At 68.1% G+C, this 15,091-nt stretch carries 15 protein-coding genes; 2 read left to right on the top strand and 13 right to left on the bottom strand.

Features of this window, described 5'->3' with window-relative positions; genetic code table 11:
• Positions 1-4 precede the first annotated feature (4 nt).
• From ruvA to ACV22W_RS18360, 7 genes are all read right to left on the bottom strand, one after another.
• Positions 5-586: a Holliday junction branch migration protein RuvA gene (gene ruvA / locus ACV22W_RS18390; RefSeq protein WP_059451998.1), complete on the bottom strand. Its 582-nt coding sequence runs from the start codon at positions 584-586 to the stop codon at positions 5-7.
• Positions 587-767: 181 nt separating this feature from the next.
• Entirely contained in the window at positions 768-1,310 is a 543-nt protein-coding gene (gene ruvC / locus ACV22W_RS18385; protein ID WP_059465409.1) for a crossover junction endodeoxyribonuclease RuvC, read from the bottom strand.
• A gap of 151 nt (positions 1,311-1,461) precedes the next feature.
• Positions 1,462-3,027, bottom strand: coding sequence for a bifunctional phosphoribosylaminoimidazolecarboxamide formyltransferase/IMP cyclohydrolase (gene purH, locus ACV22W_RS18380; RefSeq protein WP_448020893.1), 1,566 nt, complete (start codon positions 3,025-3,027; stop codon positions 1,462-1,464).
• 44 nt (positions 3,028-3,071) lie between these two features.
• On the bottom strand, positions 3,072-3,305 hold the full coding sequence (locus ACV22W_RS18375; protein ID WP_006476892.1) for a Fis family transcriptional regulator: 234 nt from the start codon (positions 3,303-3,305) through the stop codon (positions 3,072-3,074).
• Positions 3,302-4,369, bottom strand: coding sequence for a tRNA dihydrouridine synthase DusB (gene dusB / locus ACV22W_RS18370; RefSeq protein ID WP_448020892.1), 1,068 nt, complete (start codon positions 4,367-4,369; stop codon positions 3,302-3,304). Before dusB ends, ACV22W_RS18375 begins: the two co-directional genes overlap by 4 nt.
• Before the next feature lie 144 nt (positions 4,370-4,513).
• Complete coding sequence (locus ACV22W_RS18365) at positions 4,514-5,692, bottom strand: UbiH/UbiF/VisC/COQ6 family ubiquinone biosynthesis hydroxylase (protein ID WP_448020891.1); 1,179 nt, start codon at positions 5,690-5,692, stop codon at positions 4,514-4,516.
• Positions 5,693-5,782: 90 nt separating this feature from the next.
• Entirely contained in the window at positions 5,783-7,180 is a 1,398-nt protein-coding gene (locus tag ACV22W_RS18360) for an aminopeptidase P N-terminal domain-containing protein (protein ID WP_448020890.1), read from the bottom strand.
• Positions 7,181-7,367: 187 nt separating this feature from the next.
• Between ACV22W_RS18360 and ACV22W_RS18355 the strand changes: the two genes are divergently transcribed.
• A complete protein-coding gene (locus ACV22W_RS18355) occupies positions 7,368-7,979 on the top strand; it encodes a glutathione S-transferase family protein (RefSeq protein ID WP_448021022.1) in 612 nt (203 codons plus the stop codon).
• A 90-nt stretch (positions 7,980-8,069) separates the two neighbouring features.
• Here the strand turns inward: ACV22W_RS18355 and ACV22W_RS18350 are convergent, their stop codons facing one another.
• From ACV22W_RS18350 to ACV22W_RS18335, 4 genes are all read right to left on the bottom strand, one after another.
• Complete coding sequence (locus ACV22W_RS18350) at positions 8,070-9,689, bottom strand: FMN-binding glutamate synthase family protein (RefSeq protein ID WP_448020889.1); 1,620 nt, start codon at positions 9,687-9,689, stop codon at positions 8,070-8,072.
• A gap of 118 nt (positions 9,690-9,807) precedes the next feature.
• A complete protein-coding gene (mnmA, locus tag ACV22W_RS18345; protein ID WP_448020888.1) occupies positions 9,808-10,986 on the bottom strand; it encodes a tRNA 2-thiouridine(34) synthase MnmA in 1,179 nt (392 codons plus the stop codon).
• Positions 10,983-11,492: an NUDIX hydrolase gene (locus ACV22W_RS18340; protein WP_448020887.1), complete on the bottom strand. Its 510-nt coding sequence runs from the start codon at positions 11,490-11,492 to the stop codon at positions 10,983-10,985. Before ACV22W_RS18340 ends, mnmA begins: the two co-directional genes overlap by 4 nt.
• 188 nt (positions 11,493-11,680) lie before the next feature.
• Positions 11,681-12,607, bottom strand: a complete 927-nt coding sequence (locus tag ACV22W_RS18335; protein WP_448020885.1) for a LysR family transcriptional regulator — start codon at positions 12,605-12,607, stop codon at positions 11,681-11,683.
• Positions 12,608-12,686: 79 nt separating this feature from the next.
• Between ACV22W_RS18335 and ACV22W_RS18330 the strand changes: the two genes are divergently transcribed.
• Positions 12,687-13,610 (top strand): carbon-nitrogen hydrolase family protein, encoded by a 924-nt coding sequence (locus ACV22W_RS18330; protein WP_448020884.1) that lies wholly within the window; start codon positions 12,687-12,689, stop codon positions 13,608-13,610.
• A 52-nt stretch (positions 13,611-13,662) separates the two neighbouring features.
• Here ACV22W_RS18330 and ACV22W_RS18325 read toward each other — a convergent pair whose 3' ends face one another.
• Complete coding sequence (locus ACV22W_RS18325) at positions 13,663-14,349, bottom strand: helix-turn-helix transcriptional regulator (protein WP_124610543.1); 687 nt, start codon at positions 14,347-14,349, stop codon at positions 13,663-13,665.
• Positions 14,350-14,422: 73 nt separating this feature from the next.
• A complete protein-coding gene (locus tag ACV22W_RS18320) occupies positions 14,423-14,833 on the bottom strand; it encodes a VOC family protein (protein ID WP_448020883.1) in 411 nt (136 codons plus the stop codon).
• Positions 14,834-15,091: the final 258 nt, after the last annotated feature.

The following is a 15,091-nucleotide window of genomic DNA, read 5'->3' as shown; positions in this document are numbered from 1 at the left end:
GGTGTTACGCCTTCGACAGTGCCTTGAGCGCGAGCTTGATGCCCTCGGACACGCCGGTGCCGGCCGGCACGTTCTTGATCGCGGCGAGACCTTCCTTTTCCGAGTAGCCGAGCGCGAGCAGCGCGTTGAGGATGTCGGTCGCGTGATCGGACTGGGATGCGGCACCGGCGAGCGCACCGAGGTCCGCGCCGAGCTTGCCCTTCAGCTCGAGCAACAGGCGCTCGGCGGTCTTCTTGCCGATGCCGGGCAGGCGCGTGAGACGTGCGGCGTCCTGCATCGTCACCGCCTGCGCGAGCTCCTGCACGCTCATGCCGGACAGCACGGCCAGCGCCATGCGCGCGCCGATACCGGTGATCTTCAGCAGTTCGCGGAAGGTCGTGCGCTCCTGCGGCGTCAGGAAGCCGTACAGCAGGTGCGCGTCCTCGCGCACGATCTGCTGCGTGAGCAGCACGACGCGCTCACCCGTCTGCGGCAGGTTGTAGAAGGTGCTCATCGGCACGTCGATCTCGTAGCCGACGCCGTTGCAGTCGACGAGCAGGTGGGGCGGGTTCTTTTCGAGCAGGATGCCGGCGATGCGACCGATCATGGATGGCGGGAAGCGAGGAAGAAAGCGCGAGTGTAGCGCAGGTGTGGCGCGATGCCGATGGGTTGCCCTTCAGGTCGGGGCGATGCGACACGCGTGCGTGACGCAGGCGATCAAGTTGATCGGCGGGCAGGGTGGTCGCAGGCGCCACGCGCGAAGCGCCGTAGACGTGAGTGCCGCCGCGTCAGCCGACGAGCCGTCCGCGCCGCACCCGCAGCCCCTTTTTCGCGAGCGCCGGCGCGAGGCCGCTGATCGTGCCGAGCGTATTACCGCTGTGCGCATGGCAGATCGCCATCCCGAGCGCGTCGGCCGCGTCGCTGCCGGGCTGGCCCGTGAGATTGAGCAGCCGCGTGACCATCTCCTGCATCTGCGACTTGGTCGCGCGGCCGTAACCGACGACGGCCTGCTTCAGTTGCAGCGCCGTGTATTCGGCCACCGGCAAGCCGCCGGCGACGAGCCCGCAGATCGCGGCGCCGCGCGCCTGGCCGAGCAGCAGTGTCGACTGCGGGTTCACGTTGACGAACACCTGCTCGATCGCGGCCTGGTCGGGCGCGTGTTCGCGCACGAGCGTCGATACGCCCTGGAAGATCGTGCCGAGTCGGGTGGCCAGGTCGGCCGTTGGCGTGCGGATCACGCCGCTCGCGACATAGGCGAGCCGATGGCCGCTGACGTCGATGATGCCGAAGCCGGTGACGCGCAGGCCGGGGTCGATGCCGAGAATTCGCATGAGTGAGGAGAAAAACCTGATGCAGCGATACTACAACGAATGGTGTGCGGTGCCGGTCGCACGGTCGTGTGCGCCGGCGCCGCGCAATAAAAAACCCGGCGGGTGTGATGCCGCCGGGTTTGCATTCAGCGGCCGCGCGGGCCGCGTGCGATCAGTGACGGAAGTGACGCACGCCCGTCAGGACCATCGCGATGCCGTGCTCGTCGGCCGCTGCGATCACCTCGTCGTCGCGCATCGAGCCGCCCGGCTGGATCACGCAGGTCGCGCCTGCCGCCACGACGACGTCGAGACCGTCGCGGAACGGGAAGAACGCATCCGACGCGACGGCCGAGCCGGCCAGCGTGAGGCCCGCGTTCTGTGCCTTGATGCTCGCGATGCGCGCGGAATCGACGCGGCTCATCTGGCCGGCGCCGACGCCGAGCGTCATGCCGTTGCCGCAGAACACGATCGCGTTCGACTTCACGTACTTCGCGACGCGCCATGCGAACAGCAGGTCGTCCATTTCCTTCGCGGTCGGTTGACGCTTCGTGACGACGCGCAGCTCGCTCGGTTGCACGTTCTTCGAATCGAGCGACTGCACGAGCAGGCCGCCGCCCACGCGCTTCAGGTCGAACGCGTTATGACCGTCGCCCAGCGCGATTTCGAGCAGGCGCACGTTCTGCTTCGCGGCGAACACCTGCTTCGCGGCGTCCGAGAACGACGGCGCGATCAGCACTTCGACGAACTGCTTCGCCACCGCCTGCGCGGCCGTCTCGTCGACTTCGCGGTTGAACGCGATGATGCCGCCGAACGCCGACGTCGGGTCGGTCTGGAATGCCTTGGCGTACGCATCGGCCGAGTCGTTGCCGACCGCGACGCCGCACGGGTTCGCATGCTTGATGATCACGCAGGCCGGCGCGTCGAACGTCTTCACGCATTCCCACGCCGCGTCCGAATCCGCGATGTTGTTGTACGACAGTTCCTTGCCCTGCAGCTGGCGGTAGTTCGCCAGCGCGCCGGCCGGTGCCGCGAGGTCGCGGTAGAACGCTGCGCTCTGGTGCGGGTTCTCGCCGTAGCGCAGGTCCTGCACCTTGTCGAACGCCATGTTCAGCGTGGCCGGGTACGCGCTGCGCGATGCGTGCTGCAGCTCGTCGGTCAGGCTCGTCAGGTAGTTCGTGATCGCGCCGTCGTATTGCGCCGTGTGCGCGAACACCTTGGTCGCGAGGCGGAAGTTGGTCGCGTAGCCGATCGCGTTGCCGTTCGCCTTCATTTCGTCGAGCACGACCGCGTAGTCGGCCGGATCGACGACGACCGTCACGTCGCGGTGGTTCTTCGCGGCCGAGCGCAGCATCGTCGGGCCGCCGATGTCGATGTTCTCGATCGCGTCGGCGAGTGTGCAGTTGTCCTTCGCGATCGTCGCGACGAACGGATACAGGTTCACGACCAGCAGGTCGATCGTCGGGATACCGTGCTGCTCCAGCGCCTGCATGTGCTCGGGCAGGTCGCGGCGGGCGAGGATGCCGCCGTGCACCTTCGGGTGGAGCGTCTTCACGCGTCCATCGAGCATTTCCGGAAAGCCCGTGTAATCGGCCACTTCGGTAACGGGCAGGCCCGCGTCGGCGAGGAGTTTCGCGGTGCCGCCGGTCGACAGCAGCTTGACGCCGAGGTCGGACAGCGACTTTGCGAAGTCGACGATGCCGGTCTTGTCGGAAACGGAAATGAGCGCTTGCTTGATCATGATGGAACCACCAATAGCCAGGGAAACGGGGACGGGACGGCCGCCTACAGCAGGCCGTGCTGCTGCAGCTTCTTGCGCAGCGTATTGCGATTGATGCCGAGGTACTCCGCGGCGAGCGACTGATTGCCGCCGGCCTGTACGAGCACGACCTCGAGCATCGGCTTTTCGACGCAGGACATCACCATTTCATAGACGTCGTGCGGATTGGAGCCGTCTAGGTCCCGGAAATACACGTCCAGGCTCTCGCGGACACATTGTTCGATGTTGTGCTTGCTCATGCTGCTAACTGGTTATGGTCGTCCGACTCGCCCTGGCCGTTTTCCTCTTCGTCATCGACGTAGACGAGGTGGTCCGACAGCGCTTTTTGCGCCTCGAAGAATGCATTGACGGCGGCGAGTTGCTCGCGGGTGGAATCGAGCGTGTTCATCCTGTGCCGGAACCCGTTGGCACCGGAAAGGCCGCGAGTGTACCAGCCGATGTGCTTGCGCGCAGTACGGACGCCGGTGAATTCACCATAGAACGCGTAGTGGTCTTCCAGGTGTTCGTTCATCACGTGCTGGATCTCGTCGATCCGCGGCGGGGGCAGCAGCTCGCCGGTTTGCAGAAAATGATCGATTTCACGGAACAGCCATGGCCGGCCTTGCGCGGCACGACCGATCATCAGTGCGTCGGCGCCGGTTGCGTCGAGCACGGCCTTCGCTTTCGCCGGCGACGTGATGTCGCCGTTCGCGACGACCGGGATGCGCACGACCGCCTTCACGGCCGCGATGGTGTCGTATTCCGCGTCGCCGCGGTAGAGGTCCGCGCGCGTGCGGCCGTGCACGGTCAGCATCGAGATGCCGGCCGCTTCGGCGAGGCGCGCGACCGTGATCGCGTTCTTGTGCTCGCGATCCCAGCCGGTGCGGATCTTCAGCGTGACGGGCACCGCATCCGGCCCCGTGCCGACCGCCGCGACGACGGCCTCGACGATCCGCTGCACGAGCGGCTCGTTCTGCAGCAGCGCGGAGCCGGCCGCGACGTTGCAGACCTTCTTCGCCGGGCAGCCCATGTTGATGTCGATGATCTGCGCGCCGTTGTCGACGTTGTAGCGGGCGGCTTCGGCCATCATCGCCGGATCGGCGCCGGCGATCTGCACCGCGATCGGCTCGACCTCGCCTTCGTGGTTCGCTCGCCGCATCGTTTTCGCGCTCTTCCACAGCTGCGCATTGGACGCGACCATCTCGGACACGGCGTATCCGGCCCCCAGCCGCTTGCACAGCTGGCGGAACGGGCGATCCGTCACCCCGGCCATCGGGGCGACGAACAGGTTGTTACGCAATACGTGAGGGCCGATAACGGGCATCGCAATGGCACCGCCCGCGAGCGCCGGGCGTCGCGGGCAAAAAAGGGCGGAGGGAAAACGCGCATTTTACCGTATTCCCATGCCCCGCCGATTTGACCCGGTTTGCGCGGCGCCGATGAGACGCAACGCGCGCCGCGCCGCGCGTCAGTTGCGCTGGCCGAACATCATCTGGCGCGCGATCGCCTTCTTCAGCGGCGGGACGAATTCGAGCGCGGTAAGCGCCGCGCCGCGCAACAGCGGAAGGGGGCCGGTGTCGACCGTGAACAGCCGCGCGAGCGTGTCGGTCGCGCCGATCGTGAAGCGCCGGTCCAGCGCACGCCGCGCGTTGAAGGTTGCGAGCGCGGTCGCTTCGAAGCCTTGGGTGGACAGTACGTCGACGAGCGTATGCGCATCGCGCAGCCCGAGGTTGAGCCCCTGGCCGGCGACCGGATGCAGCGTTTGAGCGGCGTTGCCGACGATCGCGATGCGCCCGCTGACGAGCGTTTGTGCGGCGTTCAGCCCGAGCGGAAACGATGCACGCCCCGCGATCGCGACGAACTGCCCCATCCGCTCGCCGAAGGCAGCGCCGAGTTCGCGCAGGAACGCGTCGTCGGGAAGGGCGGCGCGGCGGGCCGCTTCGTCGGGCGTGCAGCACCACACGAGCGAGTACGCGGCACCGCCAAGTGGCAGCAGCGCGAGCGGGCCTTCGTGCGTGAAGCGTTCCCATGCGACGTTCGGGCGCGGCGCCGAGACCGTGACCGTGCCGACGATCGCGGTCTGACCGTAGTCGCGGCGATGCTTGCCGGTATCGGCCTGCTGTTCGTGGAACAGCCCGCCTTCGGCGTTGACGACGATGCGCGCGCGCAGCATGCGCTCGCCTTGCGGGCCGTCGAGCGTCAGCGTGACGCCGTCGGCGTCCTGTTGCGGCGTGCGTGCGGTGGTCGACGTGAGCCAGTCGACGCGCGTGCCGCGCACGGCCTGCGCGAGCGCCTGCACGATCGAACCGTAGCGTACGACGTAGCCGAGCGCGGCGAGGTCGTGCTCGTCGCGTTCGATCAGCGTGCGGCCGAAATGGCCGCGCTGCGAGACATGGATGTGTTCGATCGGTGTCGCGTCGCCCGGCCATCCGAGCGTGTCGAGCAGCACGCGGCTGCCGTGCGACACGGCGATCGCGCGCGGATCGTTCGCGCTCGCGGCCGGCTCGCGCGCATCGATCAGCGCGATCGTCGCGTGCTGCGTCGCGCTGCGTCGGGCGAGCCAGCCGGCGAGCGCGAGCCCGACGGGGCCCGCGCCGACGATGGCGAGATCGTAGTCCGGCGTGGCCGGGGAGGAAGCGGTCGTCATCAGTGTTCGTGAAACGGGGTAACGGTCAACGGCGGTCAACAGCGAGACAACGGTGGCTCGACAGCGGGGCGAGGGCAACCCGCGGCACGCTCACGCGCCGTGCGCCGCGCCCGCGCGCATCAGCGCCTCGATCTCGGCGGCCGCCACCGGCACGTCGCGCGTGATCAGCTCGCAACCGTGCTCGCGCACGATCGCGTCGTCCTCGATGCGGATGCCGATGTTCCAGTATTCGGACGGCACGTCGTCGGCTGCGCGCACGTACAGGCCCGGCTCGACGGTAAGCGTCATGCCGGGTTTCAGCGTGCGCCACGGCAACGCGCCGTCGGCATCGCGTGCGGCGAGCCGCTCGCGGTAATCGCCGCAATCGTGCACGTCCATGCCGATCCAGTGGCCGGTGCGGTGCATGTAGAAGCGTGCATATGCGCGCTCGGCGATCACGTCGTCGACGTTCGAGAAGCGCGTCTTCGGGATGATGCCCGTATCGAGCAACCCTTGCGCCAGCACGCGCACGGCTGCGTCGTGCGGCGCCTCGAACGATACGCCCGCGCGCGTCGCGTCGATCGCGGCCTGCTGCGCGGCGAGCACGATGTCGTACAGCGTGCGCTGCGCGGGCGAGAAGCGCCCGTTGGCCGGGAACGTGCGCGTGATGTCCGACGCGTAGCCGTCGAGTTCGCACGCGGCATCGATCAGGATCAGGTCGCCGTCGCGCGCGGCCGCGTTGCCGGCCGGGTAGTGCAGCACGCACGCGTTCGCGCCGGCCGCGACGATCGAGCCGTACGCGGGCGCCTGCGCGCCATGCTTGCGGAAGGTGTACAGCAGCTCGGCCTCGAGTTCGTATTCGCGGATACCCGGGCGGCACACCTGCATCGCGCGACGGTGCGCGAGCGCGGAGATGTGCGCGGCACGCATCATGATCGCGAGTTCGTGTTCGTCCTTCACGAGCCGCATGTCGTCGACGAGCGGCGTGAGGTCGAGCAGCGCGTCCGGCGCGGCGACGCCCGTGCGCGCCTGCGCGCGCACCGCGTCGATCCAGCCGGCGAGCTGGCGGTCGAACTCGGCCGAGGCGCCGAACCGATAGTGCACGGTGCCCGCATCGGCGAGCAGGCGCGGCATTTCGGTGTCGATCACGTCGACCGCGTAGGCCGCGTCGAAGCCGAACGCATCGCGCGCGGCCTCGGGCCCGTAATGGAAGCCTTCCCAGATCTCGCGGTCGGCATTCTTCGCGCGGCAGAACAGGATCGATTCCGGCGTGCCGTGCGACCCGGCCGCGTTCAGCACGAGCATGCCATCCGGCTCGGTGAAGCCCGTCAGGTAGTGAAAGTAGCTGTCATGCCGGTACGGGAAGGCCGTATCGCGGTTGCGCAGCATTTCCGGCGCGGTGGGAACGATGGCGACGCCGCCGCCCGCGGCGCGCAGTGCGGCAAGCACGCGTTCGCGGCGCTGGCGGTAGACGTCGACGGCGATGGCGGTATCGAGGGGCGCATTCATCGTGCGATTGTAGCGCCGCCGGACGCGACGCGTGAGTGGCGCGGCTGCAAGCCGCGCCGGACGGGGCTCGGCGATGGCTGTTGCAAACCATCCACAGGCCGGACGGGCGATTTTCTGCCCGGCCACGCCGGCCGGTTATGATCGGCGACAACGTATACTCTCGGCGGTTCCCTTAAAAAGGCAGATGATGAAATTAATCGGTTCGCTCAGCAGCCCGTACGTCCGAAAGGCGCGGATCGTGCTTGCTGAAAAGAAGATCGACTACAAGCTGGAGCTCGAGAACGTGTGGGCGCCGGAGACGGACATTCATGCATCGAATCCGCTCGGCAAGGTCCCGTGTCTCGTGATGGAGGATGGTGCCGCGGTGTTCGATTCCCGCGTGATCTGCGAATACGTCGATACGCTGTCGCCGGTCGGCAAGCTGATTCCGCCGTCGGGGCGTGAGCGTGTCGAAGTGCGTTGCTGGGAGGCGCTGGGTGACGGCGTGCTCGACGCGGCCGTGGCGATTCGTCTCGAACACACGCTGCGCGACGAAGCGCAGCGCAGCGCGAGCTGGGTCTCGCGCCAGCAGCGCAAGATCGACGACGCGCTCGTCGCGATGTCGCAAGGCCTCGGCGGCAAGACGTGGTGCGTCGGTAATCATTACACGCTCGCCGACATCGCACTTGGCTGCGCGCTCGGCTACCTCGACTTCCGGATGCCCGAACTCAACTGGCGCGATCGCCATCCGAACCTCGACAAGCACTTCGTGAAGCTGTCGCAGCGGCAGACGTTCGTCGATACGCTGCCGCAGGGCTGACCGACCGCCGGCGGCGGATCGCGCAGACAAAAGAAAAGCGCCCCGCGGGGCGCTTTTTTATGGCGAGCCGCCCGGCGGCTGGCGATCGCGTCACTCGATCGACGCGTAAACGGTCTCCCCGAGCACGAACGAATCGCTGCGCGCGATCGGCCACCACTTGTCGTACAGCGTATAGCCGCAGGTGTGGCCGTCGAGCAGCGCGCCGGGCTTCAGGTACTTCAGCAGCTGCGACATCAGCCGCACCTCGTGCGGCGCGACCCGCTGCACGATGTGATGCGCGCGCAGCTCGGACGGATGGCCGAGGCCGGCCGCCTGCACGAGTTCCTGCAGCGCATGCAGCGTATTGCGGTGGAAGTTGTACACGCGTTCCGCCTTGTCGGGCACGACGATGGCGCGCTGGCGAACCGGGTCCTGCGTGGCGACGCCGGTCGGGCAGCGGTCGGTGTGGCAGTGCTGCGCCTGGATGCAGCCGACCGCGAACATGAAGCCGCGCGCCGAATTCACCCAGTCCGCGCCGATCGCGAGCGTGCGCGCGATGTCGAACGCGGTGATGATCTTGCCGCTCGCGCCGATCTTCACGCGGTCGCGCACGCCGATGCCGACGAGCGTGTTGTGCACCAGCAGCAACCCTTCCTGCAGCGGCACGCCGACGTGGTCGGTGAATTCGAGCGGCGCCGCGCCGGTCCCGCCTTCCGCACCGTCGACGACGATGAAGTCCGGCACGATGCCCGTTTCGATCATCGCCTTCGCGATCCCGAAGAATTCCCACGGATGCCCGATGCACAGCTTGAAGCCGGTCGGCTTGCCGCCCGACAGCGTGCGCAACCGCTCGACGAATTCGAGCAGCCCGCGCGGCGTCGAGAATTCCGAGTGCGTCGCGGGCGAGATGCAGTCCTTGCCCATCGGCACGCCGCGTGTCTCGGCGATCTCGGGCGTGATCTTCGCGGCCGGCAGCACGCCGCCGTGGCCCGGCTTCGCGCCTTGCGACAGCTTGATCTCGATCATCTTGACCTGCGGATCGGCGGCCTGCTTCGCGAACTTGTCCGGATTGAACGTGCCGTCGTCGTTGCGGCAGCCGAAGTAGCCGGATGCGATTTCCCAGATGATGTCGCCGCCGTTCTCGCGGTGGTACTTCGACAGCGAGCCTTCGCCGGTGTCGTGCGCGAATCCGCCTTTCTTCGCGCCGAGGTTCAGCGAGCGGATCGCGTTCGCGGACAGCGAGCCGAAGCTCATCGCCGAGATGTTGAAGATCGAGATGTCGTACGGCTGCGCGCGGTTCGCGCCGACCCGGATGCGGAAGTCATGGTTCGGCAGCTTCGTCGGCGCGAGCGAGTGGCTGATCCATTCGTGCGCGACGGCCTTCACGTTCAGCTCGGTACCGTACGGGCGATTGTCGGCGACGTTCTTCGCGCGCTGGTAGACGAGGCTGCGCTGCGCGCGCGAGAACGGCTTCTCGTCGGTGTCGTCCTCGACGAAATACTGGCGGATCTCGGGGCGGATGAACTCGAACAGGAAGCGGAAATGACCCCAGAGCGGATAATTGCGCAGGATCGCGTGACGGTCCTGGTTCAGGTCGTACAGGCCGAGGGCGACGAGGGCGACGGGGAGGATGATCCACAGCCAGGAAAGCACGTGGATCGACGCGAGTGCGGCCGCAGCAACGAGCAGCAGGACGGCACACCACATCGCGAGGTAGCGTCGTGAAAGCATGGGGGCTCCGTAAGCATCTTGAAATGCCGCCATGCGTACGCTGCGCGGCGGCGCACCGGCCGCGGCGGAATCGTGTTCCGCCGGGCGCGGCGTGCCGCAAGTCTAAACCGAATGGATGTCAGCGTGCTTCCGCGAGCGCGCCCGCGTGCGTTGCCGACGGCGCCGTCTGGCCGGGCTGGCCGGTGGCCGCGAACTCGATGATGCCGCCGCCGAGGCAGATCTCGCCGTCGTACAGCACGGCCGACTGGCCGGGCGTGACCGCCCATTGCGCGTCGTCGAACGCGAGCGAGAAGCGTTCGCCGTCGGCCCGGCCGAGCGCGGCCCGGCCGAACGCGGCCCGGCCGAACGTGCAGGCCGCGTCGGCCTGCCGGTAGCGCGTCTTCGCTCCGCACGAGAAGCCGTCGGCCGGCGGCTCGCCCGCGACCCAGCTCACGTTGCCGGCGACGAGCTCGCGCGACAGCAGCCACGGGTGGTCGTGGCCCTGCACGACGTACAGCGTGTTCGACGCAATGTCCTTCGCCGCGACGAACCACGGTTCGCCGCTGCCGTCCTTGCTGCCGCCGAGGCCGATGCCCTTGCGCTGGCCGAACGTGTAGAACGCGAGGCCGATGTGCTCGCCGACCACCTTGCCGTCGGGCGTCTTCATCGGGCCTGGTTTCGTCGGAAGATAGCGGTTCAGGAAGTCGCGGAACGGCCGTTCGCCGATGAAGCAGATACCAGTCGAGTCCTTCTTCTTCGCGTTCGGCAGGCCGATCTGCGCGGCGATCTCGCGCACCTTCGTCTTCGGGATCTCGCCGAGCGGGAACATCGTCTTCGACAGCTGCGCCTGGTTCAGCCGGTGCAGGAAGTACGACTGATCCTTCGTATGATCGAACGCCTTCAGCAGTTCGAAGCGACCGGCGCGCTCGCGCACGCGCGCGTAGTGGCCGGTTGCGATCATTTCCGCATCGAGCGACATCGCGTGGTCGAGGAACGCCTTGAACTTGATCTCGGCGTTGCACAGCACGTCCGGGTTCGGCGTGCGGCCGGCCGAGTATTCGCGCAGGAATTCGGCGAACACGCGGTCCTTGTATTCGGCCGCGAAGTTCACGGCTTCCACGTCGATGCCGATCAGGTCGGCCACCGACACCACGTCGATCCAGTCCTGGCGCGTCGAGCAGTATTCGCCGTCGTCGTCGTCTTCCCAGTTCTTCATGAACAGGCCGACCACGTCGTACCCCTGTTCCTTCAGCAGCCACGCGGTCACCGACGAATCGACGCCGCCCGACATGCCCACTACTACACGGCGCTTGCTCATTTGTTTACCGCCTGACGGTCGAATGCTTCCGGGCGCGGCGCGACCGAATGCGTGTGCACGAAATCGAGCGGAATGCGCCGCCCGGCGAGATAGTCGTCGACGCAGCGCATCACCGCCGGCGAGCGATGGCGCTCGCTGCACGCGCGCAGTTCGTCGGCGCTCATCCACAGCGTGCGGACGATGCCGTCGTCGAGCATGTGGCCCGGCAGCGGCTCGCCAGCCGTGCCGCAGAACGTGAAGCGCAGGTACGTCGCGCCGGTGCTGTCCGGGCGGTCGTAGTGCGCGAGATAGACGCCGACGAGCGCGTCGGGGACGAACGGATGCGCGGTTTCCTCGAGCGTCTCGCGGATCACGGCGTCGGCGAGCGTCTCGCCGGCTTCGAGATGGCCGGCCGGCTGGTTGATGCGCAGGCCCGTCGAGGTTTCTTCCTCGATCACGAGAAAGCGACCGGCACGCTCGACGAGCGCCGCGACGGTCACATGCGGGGTCCAGATTTCGGGTTTCATGGTTCGGCATTTTACCGGTTGCGCCCGGACGCTGCCGGTCGTCAGGTTAGACGAATCCGACCCCGGTCGTTCTCGTGGCGGCAACGGGTCTGCCCGATCGCCGCGACGCGTTCCGGCGGCGCCGCCTGCCTAGGCTGGCGGCCAGCCAGGGCGGTCCGACCGTTACGCGCCGAATCGCGCCCCGTTTTTCACGGTGCGACGATCGTTGCGACGCAGGCGGCGATCGTATCCCGCACGCGCACGATTGCCGGGTCGCGCTGCGTGCTCGTGCGCCAGCCAATTTCCACCGGATAGCGCGGCAGCTCGACCGGGCACGCGAGCGCGCGCAGCGACGTCGACTGCGCGATCGCGCGTGCCGCGTGCGCCGGAATCGTCGCCACCGCGTCGGAGCCGGCGAGCAGGTACGGCAGCGCCGCGAAATGCGTGGTCGACGCCGCGACGCGCCGTTTGTGGCCGAGCGCGGCCAGCGCTTCGTCGACGATCCCGATCACGCCGCCCGACGACACGAGCAGGTGATCGCGCTGCACGAAATCGGCGAGCGCGAGCGCGAGCGTGCTCGGCGCGTGCGCGCGGCCGGCCGGATCGATCAGGCATGCGTAGCCGCCTGTCGCGACCGCGCGCCGGCTCAACCCGTTCGCCGAGAACCCGCCCGACGCGATCGCGAGATCGACGCCGTGCCGCAGCAGCGCGTCGCCCGCGATGCCGCTGTGCGTCTGCCGGAAGATCAGCCGGATGCCCGCGGCTTCGCGGGCGACCGCGTCGATCAGCGCGCGGCCGAGCGCGATCTCGAAGTCGTCCGACAACCCGATCGAGATCGTACGGCCGACCCGCTCGCCGCCGTCGGCCGCGATCGCGAGGCTTGCGCGGCAGCGGTCGAGCGCGTCGGACAGGATCGGCTTCAGTTCGTCGGCGCGTGGCGTCGGCGCGAGCCCGCGGCCGGTGCGCACGAACAGCGGATCGGCGTAGATCACGCGCAGCCGCGCGAGCGCCGCGCTCGCCGCCGATTGCGTGAGGCCGAGCCGCAGCGCCGCGCGGCTCGCGCCGCCTTCCTCGTACAGCGCCTCGAACACCTTCAGCAGGTTCAGGTCGAGCGCGGCGATATCATCCGCATTCATGTCAGTTATCGCTTTATCGATTTGATCGATGAAATGATATCGATAAAGATGGCGTCACCCACTCACCGGAGACGCCTTCATGTCCAACTCAGTCATCGCCGCGTTGCAGATCGGCGCATCGCCCGCCGGCACGCGCGCCACGCTCGACACGATCCTCGGCTACGAAGCCGCGATCCGCGACAGCGGCGCGTCGCTCGTCCTGTTGCCCGAGGCCGTACTCGGCGGCTATCCAAAGGGCGAGATCTTCGGCACGCGGCTCGGCTACCGGCTGCCCGAAGGCCGCGACGCGTATGCGCGCTACGCCGCACAGGCGATCGACGTGCCGGGGCCCGAAACCGACGAACTGGCCGCGCTGTCGCAGCGCACGGGCGCGAGCCTCGTGGTCGGCGTGATCGAGCGTGGCGGCAGCACGCTTTACTGCACGGCGCTGTTCTTCGATCCGCGCGACGGGCTCGTCGCGAAGCACCGCAAGCTGATGCCGACCGGCACCGAGCGGCTGATCTGGGGGCAGGGCGACGGCTCGACCCTGCCGGTGATCGACACGGCCGCGGGCCGTGCGGGCGCCGCGATCTGCTGGGAGAACCACATGCCGCTGCTGCGGTGCGCGATGTATGCGAAAGGCGTGCAGATCTGGTGCGCGCCGACCGTCGACGAGCGCGACCTGTGGCAAAACTCGATGCGGCACATCGCGCACGAAGGGCGCTGCTTCGTCGTGAGCGCGTGCCAGGTGCAGCCGTCGCCGCGCGTGCTCGGCATCGACGTGCCGGGCTGGGATCCCGAGCGGCCGCTGATCCGCGGCGGCAGCGTGATCGTCGGGCCGCTCGGTGACCTGCTGACGGAGCCGCTGATCGGCGAGGCCGGGCTCGTGACCGCGCGCATCGATACGGACGAGCTCGTGCGTGCGCGTTACGACTTCGACGTGGTCGGGCACTATGCGCGCCCCGACGTGTTTTCGCTGCACGTCGACGAGCGGCCGAAGCGGTCGGTCGTGTTCGGGGAATGACGGGCGTTGCCGGGGCGCGGACGCCCCGGCATGCGAGTGGCGGCGGCGCGCGTCAGCGCATCGGCGCTTCCGCGATCCGCATGTAGTCGGCGATGCGCCGGCCTTCCATGTCCGGAAACTGCTCGTGCACGGTGATGTCGCCCATCCGCGCGATGTCGAAGGTGCGGAAGTCGTCGCGCAGCTCGCACCACGCGCCGATCGTCCAGCGTCCGCCCCAGTAGACGAGCCCAAGCGGCCACACGCGGCGCTTCGTGTGCGCGCCGAGCCGGTCGCGGTAGTCGAAGCTGACGATGTGACGCGTGTCGACCGCCTGGTGGATTGCGTCGACTTTCGCGCAGAACGTCTCGTCGATGTGGAACGACGGCGCGAACACCGGCAGGCGATCGAGCGCGGTGCGCTTGTCGGCCGGCATCGCCGACGCGATCTTCGCGAGCGCCGAACGCGCGCCGCCCGCGAAGCGCGCGCCGCCCCAGGTTTCGAGCATCCGCGCGCCGGCCGCGAGCGCCGCGAGCTCCTCGGCGGTGAACGTGAGCGGCGGCAGGCTCGCGTTGCGGTTCAGCCGGTAGCCGATGCCGGCTTCGCCTTCGATCGGCACCCCTGACAGTTGCAGGTCGCGCACGTCGCGATAGACCGTGCGCGGCGACACCGACAGCCAGTCGGCGAGCTGCTGCGCGGTCGTGAGACGACGCCCGCGCAGCAGCTCGGCAATCTGGAACAGGCGGTCGGCACGGCGCGTCATGGATGGACCTCGACTCCAACGGCTACGGGGACTTCGCGATGATAGCGCCGCGCCGGCCGGACCGTGGACGCGCTCAGTGGCATTTCGGTGCGTGCAGGCCGACGCGGTTGCCTTCGGTATCGATCAGGTAGCCGATGTAGCCGTAGTTGTTCGGCAGCTCGACGACCGAGCCTTGCACGACGCCGCCCGCGCGCTTCGCGCGCTCGAGCGCCGCGACGACCGATTCCCCGGCGTTCAGGTACACGAGCACGCCGTTCGCGCTCGGCTTCATCTGCTGCGGATCGAACACGATGCTGCCGCCCGTGCTCGATGCTTCGTGATCGAACACGGCCATCGGCACGCCGCCGATGACTTCGCGCTGCAGTGTCGTCTGCAGCACGGTTTCGTAGAAACGGATCGCCCGGTCGAAATCGAGGGACGGGATGTCGAACCACGCGATCGCGCGTTCCACGGTGGCGGTTTCGGTTGCAGTTGCGGACGTCATGACGAGCTCCTTGTTGTTCGGGTTCTTGATGGAAACCAGCCTTGCATTGCGCCGGGATTGCAGTGTGATCGGGTGCTGCTGACAGCGTGCTGTCAGTAGTCGTGGCGGTGCTGACAAAAGGGCGAACCTGACGGCTTGGGCGGGCAAGGGCGGTGCGGGAACCGCATCGGCGCGCGGGTGGCGGGGCGGCACGCGGGGCGCCGCCCGCGTGGGGGCTGTGGAAAGCAAAACGCCCGGCTCAGGCCGGGCGTCGTGTGG

Source organism: Burkholderia sp. AW49-1 (genome assembly GCF_053427845.1).
Note: the sequence above shows the minus strand (reverse complement) of the source record. Positions and strands in the feature narration are given on the sequence as shown.